General features: G+C 73.7%; 17 protein-coding genes. 3 read left to right on the top strand and 14 right to left on the bottom strand.

Translation table 11 applies throughout. The annotated features are described in order from the left end of the window. Positions 1–5: 5 nt before the first annotated feature. Positions 6–1,289, bottom strand: a complete 1,284-nt coding sequence (locus H291_RS30965; RefSeq protein WP_020016913.1) for a glycosyltransferase — start codon at positions 1,287–1,289, stop codon at positions 6–8. 31 nt (positions 1,290–1,320) lie between these two features. Beyond that, on the bottom strand, positions 1,321–1,968 hold the full coding sequence (locus H291_RS34270) for a TetR/AcrR family transcriptional regulator (protein ID WP_020016912.1): 648 nt from the start codon (positions 1,966–1,968) through the stop codon (positions 1,321–1,323). Between the two features lie 190 nt (positions 1,969–2,158). Here H291_RS34270 and H291_RS32775 point away from each other — a divergent pair, with 190 nt between their 5' ends. After that, positions 2,159–3,253 (top strand): pentapeptide repeat-containing protein, encoded by a 1,095-nt coding sequence (locus tag H291_RS32775; protein ID WP_084468298.1) that lies wholly within the window; start codon positions 2,159–2,161, stop codon positions 3,251–3,253. Between the two features lie 45 nt (positions 3,254–3,298). Here the strand turns inward: H291_RS32775 and H291_RS0120565 are convergent, their stop codons facing one another. Then, positions 3,299–3,892, bottom strand: a complete 594-nt coding sequence (locus H291_RS0120565) for an HhH-GPD-type base excision DNA repair protein (protein WP_020016910.1) — start codon at positions 3,890–3,892, stop codon at positions 3,299–3,301. A gap of 99 nt (positions 3,893–3,991) precedes the next feature. On the opposite strand from H291_RS0120565, the gene H291_RS30950 reads away from it, so the two are divergent. Continuing rightward, positions 3,992–4,375, top strand: coding sequence for a helix-turn-helix domain-containing protein (locus tag H291_RS30950; protein WP_020016909.1), 384 nt, complete (start codon positions 3,992–3,994; stop codon positions 4,373–4,375). Between the two features lie 31 nt (positions 4,376–4,406). On the opposite strand, the gene H291_RS0120555 is transcribed toward H291_RS30950, so the two are convergent. The 3 genes from H291_RS0120555 to H291_RS0120545 all read right to left on the bottom strand — a co-directional run bounded on the left by H291_RS0120555 (position 4,407) and on the right by H291_RS0120545 (position 7,257). Further along, entirely contained in the window at positions 4,407–4,994 is a 588-nt protein-coding gene (locus tag H291_RS0120555; protein WP_020016908.1) for a ClpP family protease, read from the bottom strand. Next, positions 4,991–5,623, bottom strand: a complete 633-nt coding sequence (locus H291_RS0120550) for a ClpP family protease (RefSeq protein ID WP_020016907.1) — start codon at positions 5,621–5,623, stop codon at positions 4,991–4,993. Before H291_RS0120550 ends, H291_RS0120555 begins: the two co-directional genes overlap by 4 nt. Positions 5,624–5,700: 77 nt before the next feature. Further along, complete coding sequence (locus H291_RS0120545; protein WP_157237208.1) at positions 5,701–7,257, bottom strand: hypothetical protein; 1,557 nt, start codon at positions 7,255–7,257, stop codon at positions 5,701–5,703. A gap of 84 nt (positions 7,258–7,341) precedes the next feature. Here H291_RS0120545 and H291_RS0120540 point away from each other — a divergent pair, with 84 nt between their 5' ends. Next, positions 7,342–8,139, top strand: coding sequence for an alpha/beta fold hydrolase (locus H291_RS0120540; RefSeq protein WP_020016905.1), 798 nt, complete (start codon positions 7,342–7,344; stop codon positions 8,137–8,139). Positions 8,140–8,162: 23 nt separating this feature from the next. On the opposite strand, the gene H291_RS0120535 is transcribed toward H291_RS0120540, so the two are convergent. From H291_RS0120535 to H291_RS0120500, 8 genes are all read right to left on the bottom strand, one after another. Further along, on the bottom strand, positions 8,163–8,684 hold the full coding sequence (locus tag H291_RS0120535; protein ID WP_020016904.1) for an alpha/beta hydrolase: 522 nt from the start codon (positions 8,682–8,684) through the stop codon (positions 8,163–8,165). Then, a complete protein-coding gene (locus tag H291_RS30945) occupies positions 8,684–9,685 on the bottom strand; it encodes a GNAT family N-acetyltransferase (protein ID WP_020016903.1) in 1,002 nt (333 codons plus the stop codon). The genes H291_RS0120535 and H291_RS30945 overlap by 1 nt, the downstream gene beginning before the upstream one ends. 212 nt (positions 9,686–9,897) lie before the next feature. After that, entirely contained in the window at positions 9,898–10,386 is a 489-nt protein-coding gene (locus H291_RS0120525) for a GNAT family N-acetyltransferase (protein WP_020016902.1), read from the bottom strand. Positions 10,387–10,405: 19 nt separating this feature from the next. Then, positions 10,406–10,888: a GNAT family N-acetyltransferase gene (locus H291_RS0120520; protein WP_232216129.1), complete on the bottom strand. Its 483-nt coding sequence runs from the start codon at positions 10,886–10,888 to the stop codon at positions 10,406–10,408. A 56-nt stretch (positions 10,889–10,944) separates the two neighbouring features. After that, positions 10,945–11,340: a nitroreductase family deazaflavin-dependent oxidoreductase gene (locus H291_RS30940; RefSeq protein WP_020016900.1), complete on the bottom strand. Its 396-nt coding sequence runs from the start codon at positions 11,338–11,340 to the stop codon at positions 10,945–10,947. Positions 11,341–11,407: 67 nt separating this feature from the next. After that, positions 11,408–12,199 (bottom strand): ATP-binding cassette domain-containing protein, encoded by a 792-nt coding sequence (locus H291_RS0120510; protein WP_020016899.1) that lies wholly within the window; start codon positions 12,197–12,199, stop codon positions 11,408–11,410. 74 nt (positions 12,200–12,273) lie between these two features. Beyond that, positions 12,274–13,323, bottom strand: a complete 1,050-nt coding sequence (locus H291_RS0120505; RefSeq protein WP_020016898.1) for a putative F420-0 ABC transporter permease subunit — start codon at positions 13,321–13,323, stop codon at positions 12,274–12,276. Next, entirely contained in the window at positions 13,320–14,330 is a 1,011-nt protein-coding gene (locus H291_RS0120500) for a putative F420-0 ABC transporter substrate-binding protein (protein WP_020016897.1), read from the bottom strand. Before H291_RS0120500 ends, H291_RS0120505 begins: the two co-directional genes overlap by 4 nt. Positions 14,331–14,458: the final 128 nt, after the last annotated feature.

The raw sequence follows: 14,458 nt of genomic DNA, 5'->3' as shown, positions 1-14,458 counted from the left end.
CGAGTTCAGCGCGCCGCCGCCGTCGCCGTGCGCAGGTAGTCGGTGAACAGCTCCGCCGTCCGGCCGATGCCGTCCTCCTGGCCCAGGCGCTCGCCCAGCCGGGCGGCCCGCTCGCGCATCCGCTCGTCGGTGAGGGCGCGGGTCAGCGCGACGGTGAGCCGGTCGGCGTCGAGCACCTTGACGGGGACGGGGTCCGGCCCGACGCCGAGCGCGGCGACCCGGCGGCCCCAGCTGAACTGGTCCACCGCCACCGGCGCCAGGATCGTGGGGATACCGGCGCGCAGGCCCGCCGCCGTCGTACCGGCGCCGCCGTGGTGGACCGCCGCGGCGAGGCGCGGGAACAGCCAGTCGTACGGGGCCGACTCGACGCGCAGCACGTGGTCGGGGAGCTCGTGGTCCCGGCCCAGGTCCGCCCAGCCGCCGACGATGACGCCCCGGCGCCCGGTCCGGTCGAGGGCCTCCAGGAACGCGTCCACCAGGCGGCCCGGCTGCGCGATCGGCACGCTGCCCAGGCCGAACGACACGGGCGGCTCGCCCGCGTCGAGGAACCGGACGAGATCGGCCGGCGGCTCCCACCTGGCCGGGGCGCTGGTGGGCAGGTACCCGGTGACCTGGATCCGGGGGTGCCAGTCGGCCGGGCGGGGCAGCACGAGCGGGCTGTACGCGTAGTAGAGCGGCATGTTCTGCCGGTCCTGGAGCACGCGGGCGTTGGTCCGCAGCGGCGGCAGGCCGAGCACCTCGCGCCGCTGCCGGTTCACCCCCGGCTGCTGCATCGTGCGCCAGATCATCTGGTCCGTACCCCACCAGCCCGCCCGGTCCAGGAGGGTGCCGCGGCTGCGGCCGTCGCCCAGGAAGAACGTCGGGAACTCGCGGGTGGGCGTGACCGGGAAGAACTGCAGGTCGGCGCAGGGGATGTCGAGCTTCTCCGCCACGCTGTACCCGTACAGCGCCGTCGGGCCCTTGTAGAGCATGGCCTCGCTGTGCTTCGTGGCGCGCCAGATGTCGTCGATGATCTGCGGCAGCATCTGCTTGCGGGTCTTGGCGCCGTAGGCCATGAACCGCAGCATGTTGCCCGACTCGACCAGCTCGACGAGCTCCGGGTTGTCCGCGTACTTGGGCAGCACCGGGCCGAACGACTCGAACTCGGTGCCGTAGGACGCCGCCAGCTCCGCGAAGTCCGGCGAGCCGACGACGGTCGGGTGGTGCCCCTGGTCGCGCAGCGCGACCGCCAGGCCGAGCAACGGCTCGACGTCGCCGCGCGAACCGGCGGTGAGGATCGTGATCTGCATGGTCGCCCTTCTTCGCAGGTGGTGGGACGAGCTATCGCTGGTCGAGCAGGCCGTCGAGGAGGGCCAGTGCGGCGTCGGTGTCGGGCTCGTCGGGTGTCAGCATCCGGTCGATCATCTCGGTGACGGTGTCGATCAGGGCCTCCGGCGACGGGCCGTCCGGCCGGTCCTGGTGCGCCTGGATCGCGGTCATGATCGCGGCCGTGAGCGACTCCAGGACGACGGCGACGGACGCGAGGTCGACGCCCTCGCGGATCACGCCCGCCTGCTGCTGCAGGGCGAGGAAGTCGCCGAGGAACCCCGGTCCGGCCGGGCCGGGCATGGTCGTCGCGGGGTCACGCAGGTACCGGCCGAAGACGTCGCGGTCCCGCGTGGCGATGGCCGTGAGCAGCGGGTCGCGGGCCACCACGCGGAACCCCGCGCGGTAGATGCTCGCGGGCGTGCCCGGCGTCGGCTCGTCGCGCAGGCCCGCCCGCCAGCGGACGGCGTAGTCGGCCAGGGCGCGGGCCGCGACCGCGTCGGTGAGCTCCCGCTTCGACGCGAAGTGCCGGTACACGATCGTGCGGCTCAGGTCGGCGGCCTCGGCGACGTCGACCATGGTCAGCTTGTCGTAGCCCCGGCTCAGGAGCAGCCCGACGGCGGCGTCGAGCAGGGCGTCCCGCCGTCTGCTGCTGTCGACCATGCTGCGCCTCCCGGCTGTGACACTGTGACGATATTTGTCGCAGTGTTTCACCCGCCGAGATCGAGGTCAAGCGCCGTCCTGATGGCGGATCGAGCGGGCCTGAAGGCCCGCCCGAGTTACGTTGCGGAGCTCCAGGCCGTTCGGCATGCTGTGTCCGCTTTGTTCGAATTGACTGGAGACGACGCACGACATGAACGCACTTCTTGAGGATGCTCCGCCACGGCCGGAGCCCTCGCCCGAACCGGCCGAGCCGCCGTCGGGCGCCGAGCCGGTCCGCAAGAAAACTGACCGCCGGTGGCTGATCGACGTGACCATCGGCGTCGTGTCCAGCCTCGTGGTCGGCCTGCTGCTGGCCGGCTACCAGGCCTGGATCGACGACGAGCGGGAACGCCTCACGCAGGCCGTCGAGGCCGATCGTGCCGAGCGGGAGCAGGTGCTGGCCAACGTGCAGTTCATCCGCGAGACGATCCGGGACGCGCCGGAGGGCGTGAAGCCGTTCCGCGGGATGAACCTGCGGGGTGCCGACCTCTCCGGGATGGACCTCGGGTGCCCGGTCAGCTTCGACGCCTCGGTCGGTTGGTCGAGGGACCGCGTGGAGACCTGCGCGGACTTCACCGGCGCGGACCTGACCGGCGCGCGGCTGGACGGCGCCAACCTCACGGGGGCGCTGCTGGTCGGCGGGAAGCTGGAGGACGTCTCGGCGACCAACCTCTTCGCGCCGGCGGCGGCGATCGGCGGAAGCCTCGACGGTTCGACGTTCGACGGGGCGGTCCTGTTCGCCTCGGTGTTCCGGTCGCCGACGGGCGTCTCGTCGTTCGTGGACACGAACCTCGACGGCGTCCAGGTGGAGCCCGGCCAGGAGGCGGGAGCGACGTTCGCCCTGACCGAGGTGTCGATGACGGGCCTGCGGACTGTCTCTTCCGGCGAGGCGTCCGGCGAGGCGTCCGCCGACGGCTGGGCGTCGATCGACTGCGATGCCGGGTTCGCCCAGGCTCGCCGGGGCGGTGAGATCCAGCAGGTGGCGTCCTACGCCGACCTGGGCGACGGCGGCCGCGTCCAGTGCGGGACCTACGGGGAGCGGTGCGACTTCGACCGGTTCCCGCAGGTGGGTGCGCAGCTCGTGACCGACGGCGTGTGGAAGCTGCCGGAACCGGCGACCGGGTGCGAGGACGGGTTCACGGGCACGTCACCGGAGGACACGCCCGCCGAGGAGGTCACCGAGTTCTACGACTTCCTGCTGCCCGGCTGGACGCGCGAGGACATCGCCCAGGCCAAGAGCCTGTGACGACCGCACCGCGGTCCGGGGCTGCCCGGGCCGCGGTGTGCGGCGTCAGGCCTTGGCCTTGGCGGCCGCCTTCTGGGCCTTCTTGAACGAGCGGACCTCCTGCAGCGTCTCCGCGCTGGTCACGTCCGCGATGGAACGGCGGGATCCGTCCTCGCCGAACTCGCCCGCTGCCTCGCGCCAGCCCTCCGGCTGGACGCCCCGCTGCTTGCCGAGCAGGGCCAGGAAGATCTTGGCCTTGCGCTCCCCGTAGCCCGGCAGCGCGTTGAGCCGCTTGAGCACCTCGCGGCCCGTCGGGGCGCCGCCGTCGGCCCCGGGCGCGGTCCAGATCCGGGCGGCGTCGCCGTCGTACTCGTCGACGACGGCGTGGGCGAGCTCCAGCACGCGACCCGCCATCGAGCGGCCGTACCGGTGGATCGCCGGGGGAGTGGTCGCCATCGTCACGAACTCGTCCGGGTCGGCCTCCGCGATGGCGCGGACGTCGAACGAGCCCATGCGGTCACGGATCTTGCCGGGGCCGGCAAAGGCGTGCTCCATCGGGAACTGTTGATCAAGCAGCATGCCGACCAGCAGGGCGAACGGGTCGTCGCTGAGCAGCCGGTCCGTGTCGGGGTCGCCGGTGATCCAGAGGTCGGTAGCCATGCCTCCATAGTGCCCGATCCGTCCACCGTCGTCCCGGGCGCCCGCTGCTCTCAGCAGAACGCCGGGCCCCGTCGGCCGGGCCGCCCTACGCTCGAAGCCATGGCCGAGACCGCCCCGCCTCCGCAGCCCGTGCACGACGACGTGCCTCCGGACACCGACGCCCCGCCGCAGTCGGCCCGGCCGACATGGACGAGACGCGAGCCGCTCTGGCGGCACCTGGTCGGGGAGCGGCTGCGGCAGCTCCGGCACGAGCGCGGCGAGACCCTCGACCGGACCGCTCGGCGGGCGGGGATCTCGCCGCAGTACCTCTCGGAGATCGAGCGCGGCGTGAAGGAACCGTCCAGCGAGATGATCGCCGCGATCGCCGGTGCCCTGGACATCACCCTGGTCGACCTGGTCAGCGCGGTCGCCGACCGGCTGGTCACCGTCCAGGGGGCCTGGGGGCAGCCGACCTGCCGGGCGGCGTTCGCGCTGGCGGCCTAGGCCGGACGGCGTCCGACCCAGGCCACCCTGGTCAGCGCTGCTCGATCACGTGGTCCAGCAGCCCGTACTCCAGCGCGGCCCGGGCCGTGAAGATGCGGTCCCGGTCGGTGTCGGCGCGCAGCGTGCCGACGTCCTGCCCCGTGTGCCGGGAGAGCGCGGCCTCCATGTCGGCGCGGATCCGGACTACCTCGTCCGCCTGCAGGATCAGGTCCGGGATCGCACCCCGGCCCTGCGCCGCGGGCTGGTGCAGGATGACCCGCGCGTGCGGCAGCGCCGCCCGCTTGCCCTCGGCCCCGGCGGCCAGCAGCACGGCGCCGACGGCGACCGCCTGCCCCACGACGGTGGTCGACACCTGCGGCCGGATGTAGCGCATGGTGTCGTAGATGGCCATGCCCGCGCTCGGGTCGCCGCCCTCGCAGTTGACGTAGAGCTGGATGTCGCTGTCCGGGCTGCTCGACTCCAGGTGGATGAGCTGGGCGATCAGCGCGTTGGCCACCCCGGCGTCGATCGCCGTGCCGAGGTAGATGATCCGCTCGCTCAGGAGCTGCGAGTAGACGTCCATGATGCGCTCGCCCCGCGGGTGCGCCGCGATGACGTTCGGGATCGTGTAGCTGCTCATCGTGCGTCCCCCTCGGTCGTCGCCGTGCTGAACCCGGTCCGGGCGCGCTCCCGCGGCCGGATGCCGTCGAAGCCGCTCACGATCGTGTCGATGAACCCGAACTCCAGTGCCTCCTCTGCCGTGTACCAGTGGTCGTGCAGCGAGTCCTCGAAGACCCGCTCGATCGGTTGCCCGGTGTCCTCGGAGACCAGGCGCAGCACGGTGTCGCGCGTGTGCCGCAGGTCGTCGGCCTGCAGCTCGATGTCGACGGCGGTGCCGGCGATACCCGAGGACCCCTGGTGCATCAGGACGCGGGAGTTCGGCAACGCGCGGCGCTTGCCGTGCGCGCCCGCCGACAGCAGGAACTGGCCCGCGCTGTAGGCGATGCCCAGCACGAGCGTGGACACGTCGTTCGGGATGGTGCGCATGAGGTCGCGGATCGCCAGCATCGCCGGCACCGACCCGCCCGGTGAGTGGATCCACAGGTCGATGTCCGACGCCGGGTCCTCCGTGGCCAGCGCGATCAGCTGCGTCATCAGCAGCGTGCCGTTGTCGTCGTCGAGCGGTCCGTCGAGGACCAGGACACGCCGCTCGTACAGGTCGCGGCGGGAGCGTTCGCCGAACTGGGGCGCCTTCGGTGATTCGGTCATGCGCCCACCGTGCCCCGGCGGGCAGTCCTCAGGGAGGCGGATCTGCCCTCAGCAGCACTGCTCAGAGCAGCGAGCGTTCAGTCGGTGAGTCGGAGGTCAAGCGCGAACCCGACCGGTCGGTCCGCCGGGACGGCGCGGGCGACGTAGCGGACCCACCAGGTGTCGTCCCTCGGGTCGGGCTCGACGGCGACCAGGTCGGCTTCCGTCCGCACCGTCACCTCCAGCCCCGGCAGCGCCCAGCGGTCCGCCGTGAACCCGGCCGGGTCCAGGCCCGGCGCCCGGACCTGGAACGCGAAGGCGAGGTCGCCGCCGTGGTGCCGGGCGCAGGTCAGGGTCAGGGTCGGACCATCGGCCCGGGCATCGAGCGTCAGGTCGCTGACCAGCCGGATCCAGCCGACGTCGGCAGCGCGCCCGGCATCGCGGTCGTCAGCCGCGATCGCCCAGTGCACCGTCGCCGGGTGGAACTGGTCGGCCAGGTTCCCGCGCTCGCCGCCCACGTCCTCCGCACCGACCAGCAGGCGCTCGCCGACCCACGACGTGGCGACCCGGCGCGGGTCGCGCACGATCACCTGGTCCACCTGGCGCTCGCCGCGGAACCCGGTCAGGTGCGCCAGGGCGTCGGTCGGCACCACGGCGCCCAGGACGGCCACCACGGGGCCGAGCGCGAGGTCCCACGCGTGCCGAAACGGCCGGCGGGTCTCCGGGAACGGCGCCAGGTCGCGCCCGACGGCCGCCCAGATCCACAGCCCGATCCCGGAGGCGTAGTGCCGCAGGTCCATGCCGTAGCTCCGGTCGTACGGCCCGGCCACGTTGCGCAGGCCCGCGTGGTAGTGCCGCGCGGTGTCCTGCCACAGGCCCGCCTCCATCTCGGCGCCGCCGGACCGCAGGAGGGGCTGGTGCGCGTAGCGCCGCCACAGCGCCAGCGCGTACAGGTCGATGCCGTAGTAGGTGGGGGAGTTGTACTCGTCGAACGTCCCGTCCACGCGGAACCGCGCGAGCACCTGCTCCGCGAGCCGCAGCGCCGGCGCGTCCCAGGCGGGCTCACCGAGGCGGACGGCGGCGTCCTGCAGCAGGAAAGCGGTCATGAGCGCGATGTTCGTGTAGCTCGGGTCGACGCCGCGGGCCAGCGTGCCCTCGACCGCCAGCCGCAGCGCGGCGTCGACTCGGCGGCCCAGCTCGCCGTCCAGGGCCTCGGGGAACTCGGTCGCGACGATGACCAGCGTGGTGCCGATGAACTCGCGCCAGTTCGGGTCGTAGTCGCGCCACTCGACGGACTCCGTCGTCGGGCGCTGCTCGTGCGGACCGCGGAGCCATGTGCCGTGGAACCGCTCGCCCGGAGCGTCGAGCTGGTGGTCCAGGACGCGCCCGAGGGCCCGCCGCGCGCGGTCGAGATCCGCTTCCGCACCGTCGTCGGCGGGGTCCGCACCGGGAAGGGCGGGCAGGTTCCGCACGAGCAGGCCCAGCGCGTACCAGCTGGTCTCGCGGACCATGTGGCCGACGGGCGCGCCGCCTCCGCCGCCGGGCTCCTCGGGTGCGCGGAGCAGACCGGCCTCCGGGTCCCACTGCTGGTCCATCCAGTCCAGGGAGCGTGTCGTCAGGTCACGGGCGTGGGGAGTGAGCCGTTCGGGTCGCATCGCCCGCCAGTATGTCGCGGCTGCCCGTCGGCGGCGGGCTGTCTCGCAGGGCGGGCCGCCGTCGGCCCTGGCTACTGTGGCGGCATGCACCTGCGCACCGATGACGGCGTCCGGCTCGACCTCACCGAAGCCGGCCCCGCCGGCGGCAGACCCGTGGTGCTGCTCGCCGGGTTCAAGGCCGCTGCTACCTCCTGGCGCTTCCAGATCCCCGCGCTGGCGCGGGCGGGCTACCGGGTCCTCGCCGTCGACCTGCCGGGGCACGGCGCCACCGAGCCGATGGCGCCCGGCACTACGTTGCGGCGGCGCGCCCGCGACGTCGACGCCGTCCTGGAGCAGCTCGACCTGCGCGACGTGACCCTGGTGGGCGGCTCGATGGGCGGCAACACGGTCTGGGCGTACGTCGACGAGCACGGCACGGAGCGCCTGCGCAGCGTCGTGATCGTGGACCAGACGCCGAAGATGCTGAACACGGGCGACTGGCCGTACGGGTACTACGGCTACGACGAGTCGAACCGCGACACGTACTTCGCGGCCGGTCCGCCGCCCACGGGGCACGGCAGCTCTGTCTGGCTGCGCGGCATGCGCACCGTGCGCCTCGTGCGGGCGATGGTCGGCGGCTCGCGCACCCTCACCGACCCGGAGCTGGAGGTCCTGGGCGACCATGCCCGGGCCGACTGGCGGCCGGTGATCGCGCGGTGCGACGTGCCCGCCCTGTTCGTGGCGGGCGCCGAGAGCGAGCTCTGGCCCTCCGGCCACGCGGCGGCGGCCGCCCGGCTCGCGCCGCACGGCACGGCGGCGGTCATCGCCAAGGACGGCCACGCCGCCAACATCGAGCAGCCCGCCGCCTTCAACCGCGGCCTGCTGGAGTTCCTGGCCAGGTAGCCGCGCGGACAGGGCGCCCCCGGTCAGGGGATCAGCCGGTCCGCGATCTCGAGCGTGTCCTCGGTGAAGTGCCCGTCGTCGCGGACGACGAGCGTGCCGCCCAGCCGGTCGAACATCGCGCGGCCCTGCTCGGCGTCGCAGCCGAACTCGTCCGTGACGGAGTTGAGGAACACCAGGTCCCGGGCGTGCGCGCGGATCGCGTCCCAGTCGTAGGACTCCTGGAGCACCGGCTCCGGCCCGGGGTTCGGGTTGGTCGAGTAGCCGCCCACCAGCACCGCCTGCGCGACGGTCACGTCGAGGTGCTCCAGCAGCGCGAGCAGCAGGGCGGCCCCGCCCGAGTGGCCCACCAGCACGGTGTCGGCGTCGAAGGTGTGCGCGTCCAGCACCGTCGGCAGGAACGTGGCGACCGGCTCGACGTTGGTCCCGGGGTGGTACGGCGTCTCGACGTCGTACCCGCGCTCCCGCAGCCGGTCGGCCAGCCACGGGTACCAGATCCACTCGGGCCTGGCGTTGGTCCCGTGGAAGATGATCGCCCTGCGTCCCATCAGCTCTCCTTCGTCGCGGGAACGGACGGGTGCGTCCGTTCCGGGGCGGCCCCCCGGGCGGACGCTACCGCCTGGCCCGGCCGCGCGACCGGGTCGACGGCCAGGTTGACCTGGTCGAGCACCGGCTCGAAGCCGATCGCCGCGTACGTGCGGTTCGACACGGGGTTGTCCCGGTCGGTGTAGAGGCAGACCCGGTGCCCGGCGTCGAGCACCCGCTGCGCGACGTCGGCCACGAGCGCCCGGGCGTAACCGTGCCCGCGGTGCGCGGCGGGCGTGTAGACGGGCCCGATCCGCACCACGCCGAACGACGGCGGGCGCACGGCGGACAGGTGCACCACCTCGCCGTCGACGTCCCACAGCCAGACGCTGGCCTCCTCGATCCGCTCCCGGGCGCCGCCGATCCGCAACGGCTCCTCGCCCTCTTCCGGCACCCGGCCGGCCTGGGCGTCGGCCTCCGTGTGGAACACGTCCAGCCACGCGGTGACCACGTCCAGGTCGGCAAGCGTGGCCAGGCGCGGCCCGCCCGACGGCGCCGGGTCCGGCCGGGTGACGCGCGTCGCCTCCCAGAGCCGGTCGGGCCGGTCCTCGTGCGCGGTCCCGCCGGTCGTACGCAGCACCTCGTCCGTGTAGGCGCGCACCGCGCGGTCCGGGCCGTTCGCCGAGACCAGGGGTGCGTCGCCGGTGCGGGCGGTGCGTTCCAGGGCGGCGCGGGCCAGCAGCCGCGCGGCGTCCTCGGGCAGGTCGGGCACCCAGACGGTGTGCGGCGCGTGCGGCATCGTCCGCATCGCGACGGCGACAACGGCATCGCCCGCGTCCCGCACGACTGCCCACCACATCGGGTGCTCGGGGCGCGGCCCGCCCGGCGCGAACGTCCGCGCGGCCTGGTGGGTCACCGACGCGACGACGCTCCAGATCACGGGTTCCGCGGCGAGCAGGTCACCGGCTGCGTCAAGGACGGCGGCCGGGTCGTCGAGGATCTCGACCGTGTGAGCGCTGGTCATGGCGCGATCCTGGCACGCGCCCCGCGGCTGATCGAGCTGATTCCGGGCGGCGGCGGTGTGCGCGGGCGAGTGCGATCTCGGGTGGTCGGCAGAATGTCAGGTGGTCGGCATTCCGAGTTGCCGACCACCTGACATTCTGCCGACCACCCGAATCCGGTGGCGCCGCAGCCCGCCCAGCCGCAGTCAGCCCGCAGCCCGCGCCGCCGGCAGCCTCAGCGGACCAGCCGGACCTCCAGCAGGTTCGTGTCCGGGTCGGTGGCCGTGACGCCGTCGGGCAGGAACCCGGCGCGCTGCAGGAACTTGCGCGCCCGCGGGTTCGACGCGAACGTCCAGACCTGGGCCGACGTGCCGGGCGGCAGGATGTTCTCCAGCAGCGCGTGGCCCACGTTCGTGCCGTGGAAGGCCGGGTCGACGTACAGCTCGTGCAGCTCGATGGACTTGGCCGGCGGCTGCCCGAGGTGCGGGCCGGACGGGTTCTTCATCGCGAAGCCGACGATCTTGTCGCCCACCTCGGCGACGAGCGCCTTGTTGCCGGCGGCCAGGATCCGCATCCAGCCCTCGGTCCGGGTACCGAGGGTCTCGGTGTTCCAGTGCTCGGGCGGCAGCAGGTCCTCGAACATCGCGCGCCGGGTGGTCCAGTGCACGGCGGCGATGCCGACGGCGTCGTCGGGGGTCGAGGCACGGACGTGGAAGTCAGACATGGGGGGAACGGTAACCCGACTACCTGACCATCCGGACCTCTGCGAGGTCAGCGGTGCTCGTGTCGACCACCCGGGCGCCCTCCATGACGAACCCGTTGCGCTCGTAGAAGCGGCGCGCCCGCGGGTTGTCCTCGGCGACCCACAGCTGGGCGGGCGTCCCGGGCGGCACCACGGCGTCCAGCAAGGCCTGCCCGACGCCGGTCCCGTGGTACGCCTCGAGCACGTACAGCAGGTAGAGCTGCCGGGCGCGAACAGGGGCGACGTCCTCCTGCTCGACGGCGTCGCCGGCCATCGCGATGCCGACCACCTCGCCGTCGGCGTCCGCGACGACGGGCGCCGCGCCGTTGGACAGCCAGCGCTCCCAGGTCGTGACGCGCCGCTCGAGTGTCGCGGTGGCCCAGAACTCGGGCGGGAGGATCGCCCCGTAGGTCGAGACCCAGGTGGTGTGGTGCACCTGGGCGACCGCGGCGGCATCAGACAGTGTGGCTGTGCGCAAGATCACGACGCGAAACATACTCCCGCGCCGGGGTGTCCGATGACACGCGGCCGAGCCGCGGATCAGCCCTTGTGCAGCGTCCCCACCAGGCACTCCTCGACGCCGACCGCCGACAGCAGCCGGGACGGCACGGTCGCGAGCCAGCCGACGGCCTCGTAGGCGGGCACGAGCCGCACGTCCTTGACCACGAACTCGGACCCGCCGCGTGTCAGCCGTACGGTGCCGGCGCTCATCGTGTTGCGGGCCCAGTCGGTGCCGGAGCCCCACGGCAGCGGCAGCACCGCCAGGACCTGCTCGTCGGGCCGGGCGGCGAACGCGACCAGGGGAGTGCGGTACTCGGCGCCCGACCGGCGGCCCACGTGGTGCAGGACCACCCACGGCGGGACGCGCCCCGCCACCCGGAGCACCCACGGGTTGAGGACCTTCGCTGCCTGGACGACGAAATCTGGTGCGGCCATGGCTCCCATCATGGAACAGGTCGGCGCATCCGTCAGCCCAGGAGAGGGATCGGTTTCGGCGGGGGCATCAGCCGCGCTCGAAGGAGAGCACCGGCCGGCCCGTCCGGGGGTGGCGCAGCACGTCCACGCGCACGCCGTACACCGGTTCCAGCACCTCGGGGACGAGCACCTCGGCGACCGGTCCCGCCGCGACCACGCGACCGTGGTCGAGCAGCACCAGGTGGTCACAGGTCGAGGCGGCGAGATTCAGGTCGTGCAGGGCGGCGACGACGGTCACGCCGTCCGCCGCGAGGTCCCGCAGCACCCGCATGGCGTGCAGCTGGGCCGAGATGTCCAGGTGGTTGGTCGGCTCGTCGAGCAGCAGCAGCCGCGACGCCTGGGCCAGGGCCCGGGCCATGTGCACCCGCTGACGCTCACCGCCGGACAGGGTGCCCACCTCGCGGTCCGCGAGCTCCTTGGCGCCCGCGGCGTCCAGGGCCGCGTGCGCGGCCGCGCGGTCGGCGTCGGAGTCGCCCGCGAGCAGCGAGCGGTGCGGGATGCGGCCCAGCAGGACGGCGTCCAGCACCGTGAGCGGCAGGTCGGTCGTGGCGTCCTGCTCCACCAGGGCGAGCACGCGGGCGCGCTCGCGGCGGGGCAGGGCGGCCAGGTCGGCGCCGTCGAACTCCAGGGACGGCCCGGAGGCCGACGACGGCGCCGCGCCGCCCGACCCGGCCCGGCCCGCCTGCTGCGCCCCCGCCAGCACCCGCAGCAGGGTCGACTTGCCCGACCCGTTCGGCCCGAGCAGCCCGGTGACGGCGCCGCCCGGGGCGAGCACCCCGACGTCGTCCAGGATCGCCCGGGAGCCGATCTCCCAGAACACGCCGTCGGCAGTCAGCCCGGCGCCCGACGAGCGGGTCCGGGTCGGGGCGTCCGTGGCCGCGACATGTCCAGCACTCACCGCTGGTTTCCCTTCCACAGGAGGAACGCGAAGACCGGGGCGCCGATCGCCGCGGTGACGATGCCGACCGGCAGCTCGCGCGGCTCGAACACGGTGCGGGCCAGGGTGTCGGCCCAGACCAGGAACGACGCGCCCGCCAGCGCGGACAGCGGCAGCAGCAGCCGGTGCCGCGCGCCCGTGAACAGCCGCACCGCGTGCGGCAGGATCAGCCCGACGAACCCGATGGACCCGCTCTGCGACACGAGCGCGCCGGTCAGCAGCGCGACGCCGATCAGCAGGATCCAGCGGGCGCGGTTGACGGGGACGCCGAGGGCGGCGGCCGCCGTGTCGCCGAACGTGAACGCGTCGAGCACCGACCCGGTCAGCGCCAGCAGCGTGCCGAGCACCAGGACGGCGCCCCCGGCGATCGCCACGGACGTCCAGGTCGCCGACGCGACCGAGCCCATCAGCCACGACAGCACCTCGCGGAACGCGTCACCCTTGGCCGACCAGAAGATCACGAACGACACCGCCGCGGCGCAGAGCTGGCTGATCGCCAGCCCCGCCAGGACCGTGCGGGTGGGGGTGATGGCGCCCAGTGCGCCGGCCAGGGTGAGTGCGAGGGCCAGTGCGCCGACCGCCCCGGCGAACGCCGCGACCGGCAGCAGCAGAGGCACCCCGGCCAGCAGCACCAGCACCGCGCCCAGCGACGCCCCCGACGACAGCCCGAGCAGGTACGGGTCGGCGAGCGGGTTGCGCGTGAGCGACTGCATCACCGCGCCGCACACCGCCAGGCCGGCCCCGACGGCGGCCGCCGTCAGGATCCGAGGCATCCGCAGCTGCCACACCATGCCGTCGCGCAGCGCGGGCAGCGGCTCCAGGCCGAACAGCCCGCCCAGCCCGAGGTGCGTCGCGACCGACCGGCCGACCTCGGCCAGGGCCAGGTCCGCCGGGCCGATCGTCACCGCGACGCCGACGCTCAGCACCAGGACGACCGCCGCGACGGGCAGGGCGAGCACGCTCCCCGACCGACGCGGCGCGGCGGGCACCCGCACGGCGGCGCTCACCGGTCGAGGTCGGCCAGCTGGTCCACCACCGAGGCCACGGCGTCGACGTTCCGCACACCGGCCTCGGTCGCCGGGAAGGGCACCACCACGTACCGGCCGGCCTTCACGGCGCTCATCTCGCGGGTGGCGGGGTTGGACTCCAGGGCCTCGATCTTCGCGTCCGCGCTGTTCCAGGCGGCGTCGACCAGCACGATCACGTCGGGGTCGGCCTCGACCACGTTCTCCCAGCCCAGCGAGGTCCAGGTGTCGTGCACGTCGGCGGAGACGTTGGTCAGCCCGGCCGCGTCCATGATCATCTGGGGCGCACCGATGCCCGCGCCCACGTACGGGGTGTCGTCGCCCGAGGACCACCACAGCGCCGTCAGCCCGCGGTCGTCGGGCTCGATCGCGTCCAGCGCCTCGCGCTGCTGGTCCACGAGCGCGGCCGCGGCGTCGTCGGCGTCGAACAGGGAGCCGACCTCCTCGATCTCCGCGAACACCGTGTCGAAGGTGAGCGGGTCCGGCATGTACCCCTCCGCCTTGCAGGCGGCGGGGGAGACGTAGGTGGCCACGCCGAGCTTGGCGAGCGTCTCGCGGTCGCCCGCGGTCTCGGCCGTCAGGTTGGACTCCCAGCCCGCGTAGACCAGGTCGGGCTCCAGTTCCAGTGTCGCCTCGGAGCCGGGCGCCTCGTCGGCGAACGGCTCGTCGACGGCGGGCACGGACTCCAGCGAGTCCGGCACGGGCCCGTCGAGGAACGCCGAACCGACGATCCGGTCGCCGAGGCCGAGCGCGAGCAGCATCTCCGTGGTGGACGACTTGATGGTCACCACGCGCTCGGGCGGCGCCTCGACCTGCGTCTCGAACCCGCAGTTGTCGAGCGTGACGGGAAAGCCGCCCGACGCCGGGGACGCGCCCGCGGCGTCGGCGGTACCGGAGGTGGAGGCCGAGCAGGCGGCGAGGGACAGGACGGCGGCCGCGGCGAGCGCGGGCAGGGCGTACTGACGGGACGGACGGACGCGGGGGTTCACGCGGAGTCTCCAGGGGTCGACGAACAGCCCACGGCGTGGATGCCATGGGTGCACAGCGACGCGCCATCTCGCGTCCGGTCGGGAAAGCGGCTCACGACGAGAGCCGCGTCGGCGGGCCAAAGCGTGGC

This window comes from Promicromonospora sukumoe 327MFSha3.1 (assembly GCF_000385135.1).
Classification (GTDB): domain Bacteria; phylum Actinomycetota; class Actinomycetes; order Actinomycetales; family Cellulomonadaceae; genus Promicromonospora; species Promicromonospora sukumoe_B.
The sequence above is the reverse complement of the archived record's forward strand: the minus strand, read 5'-3'. Positions and strand labels throughout refer to the sequence as shown.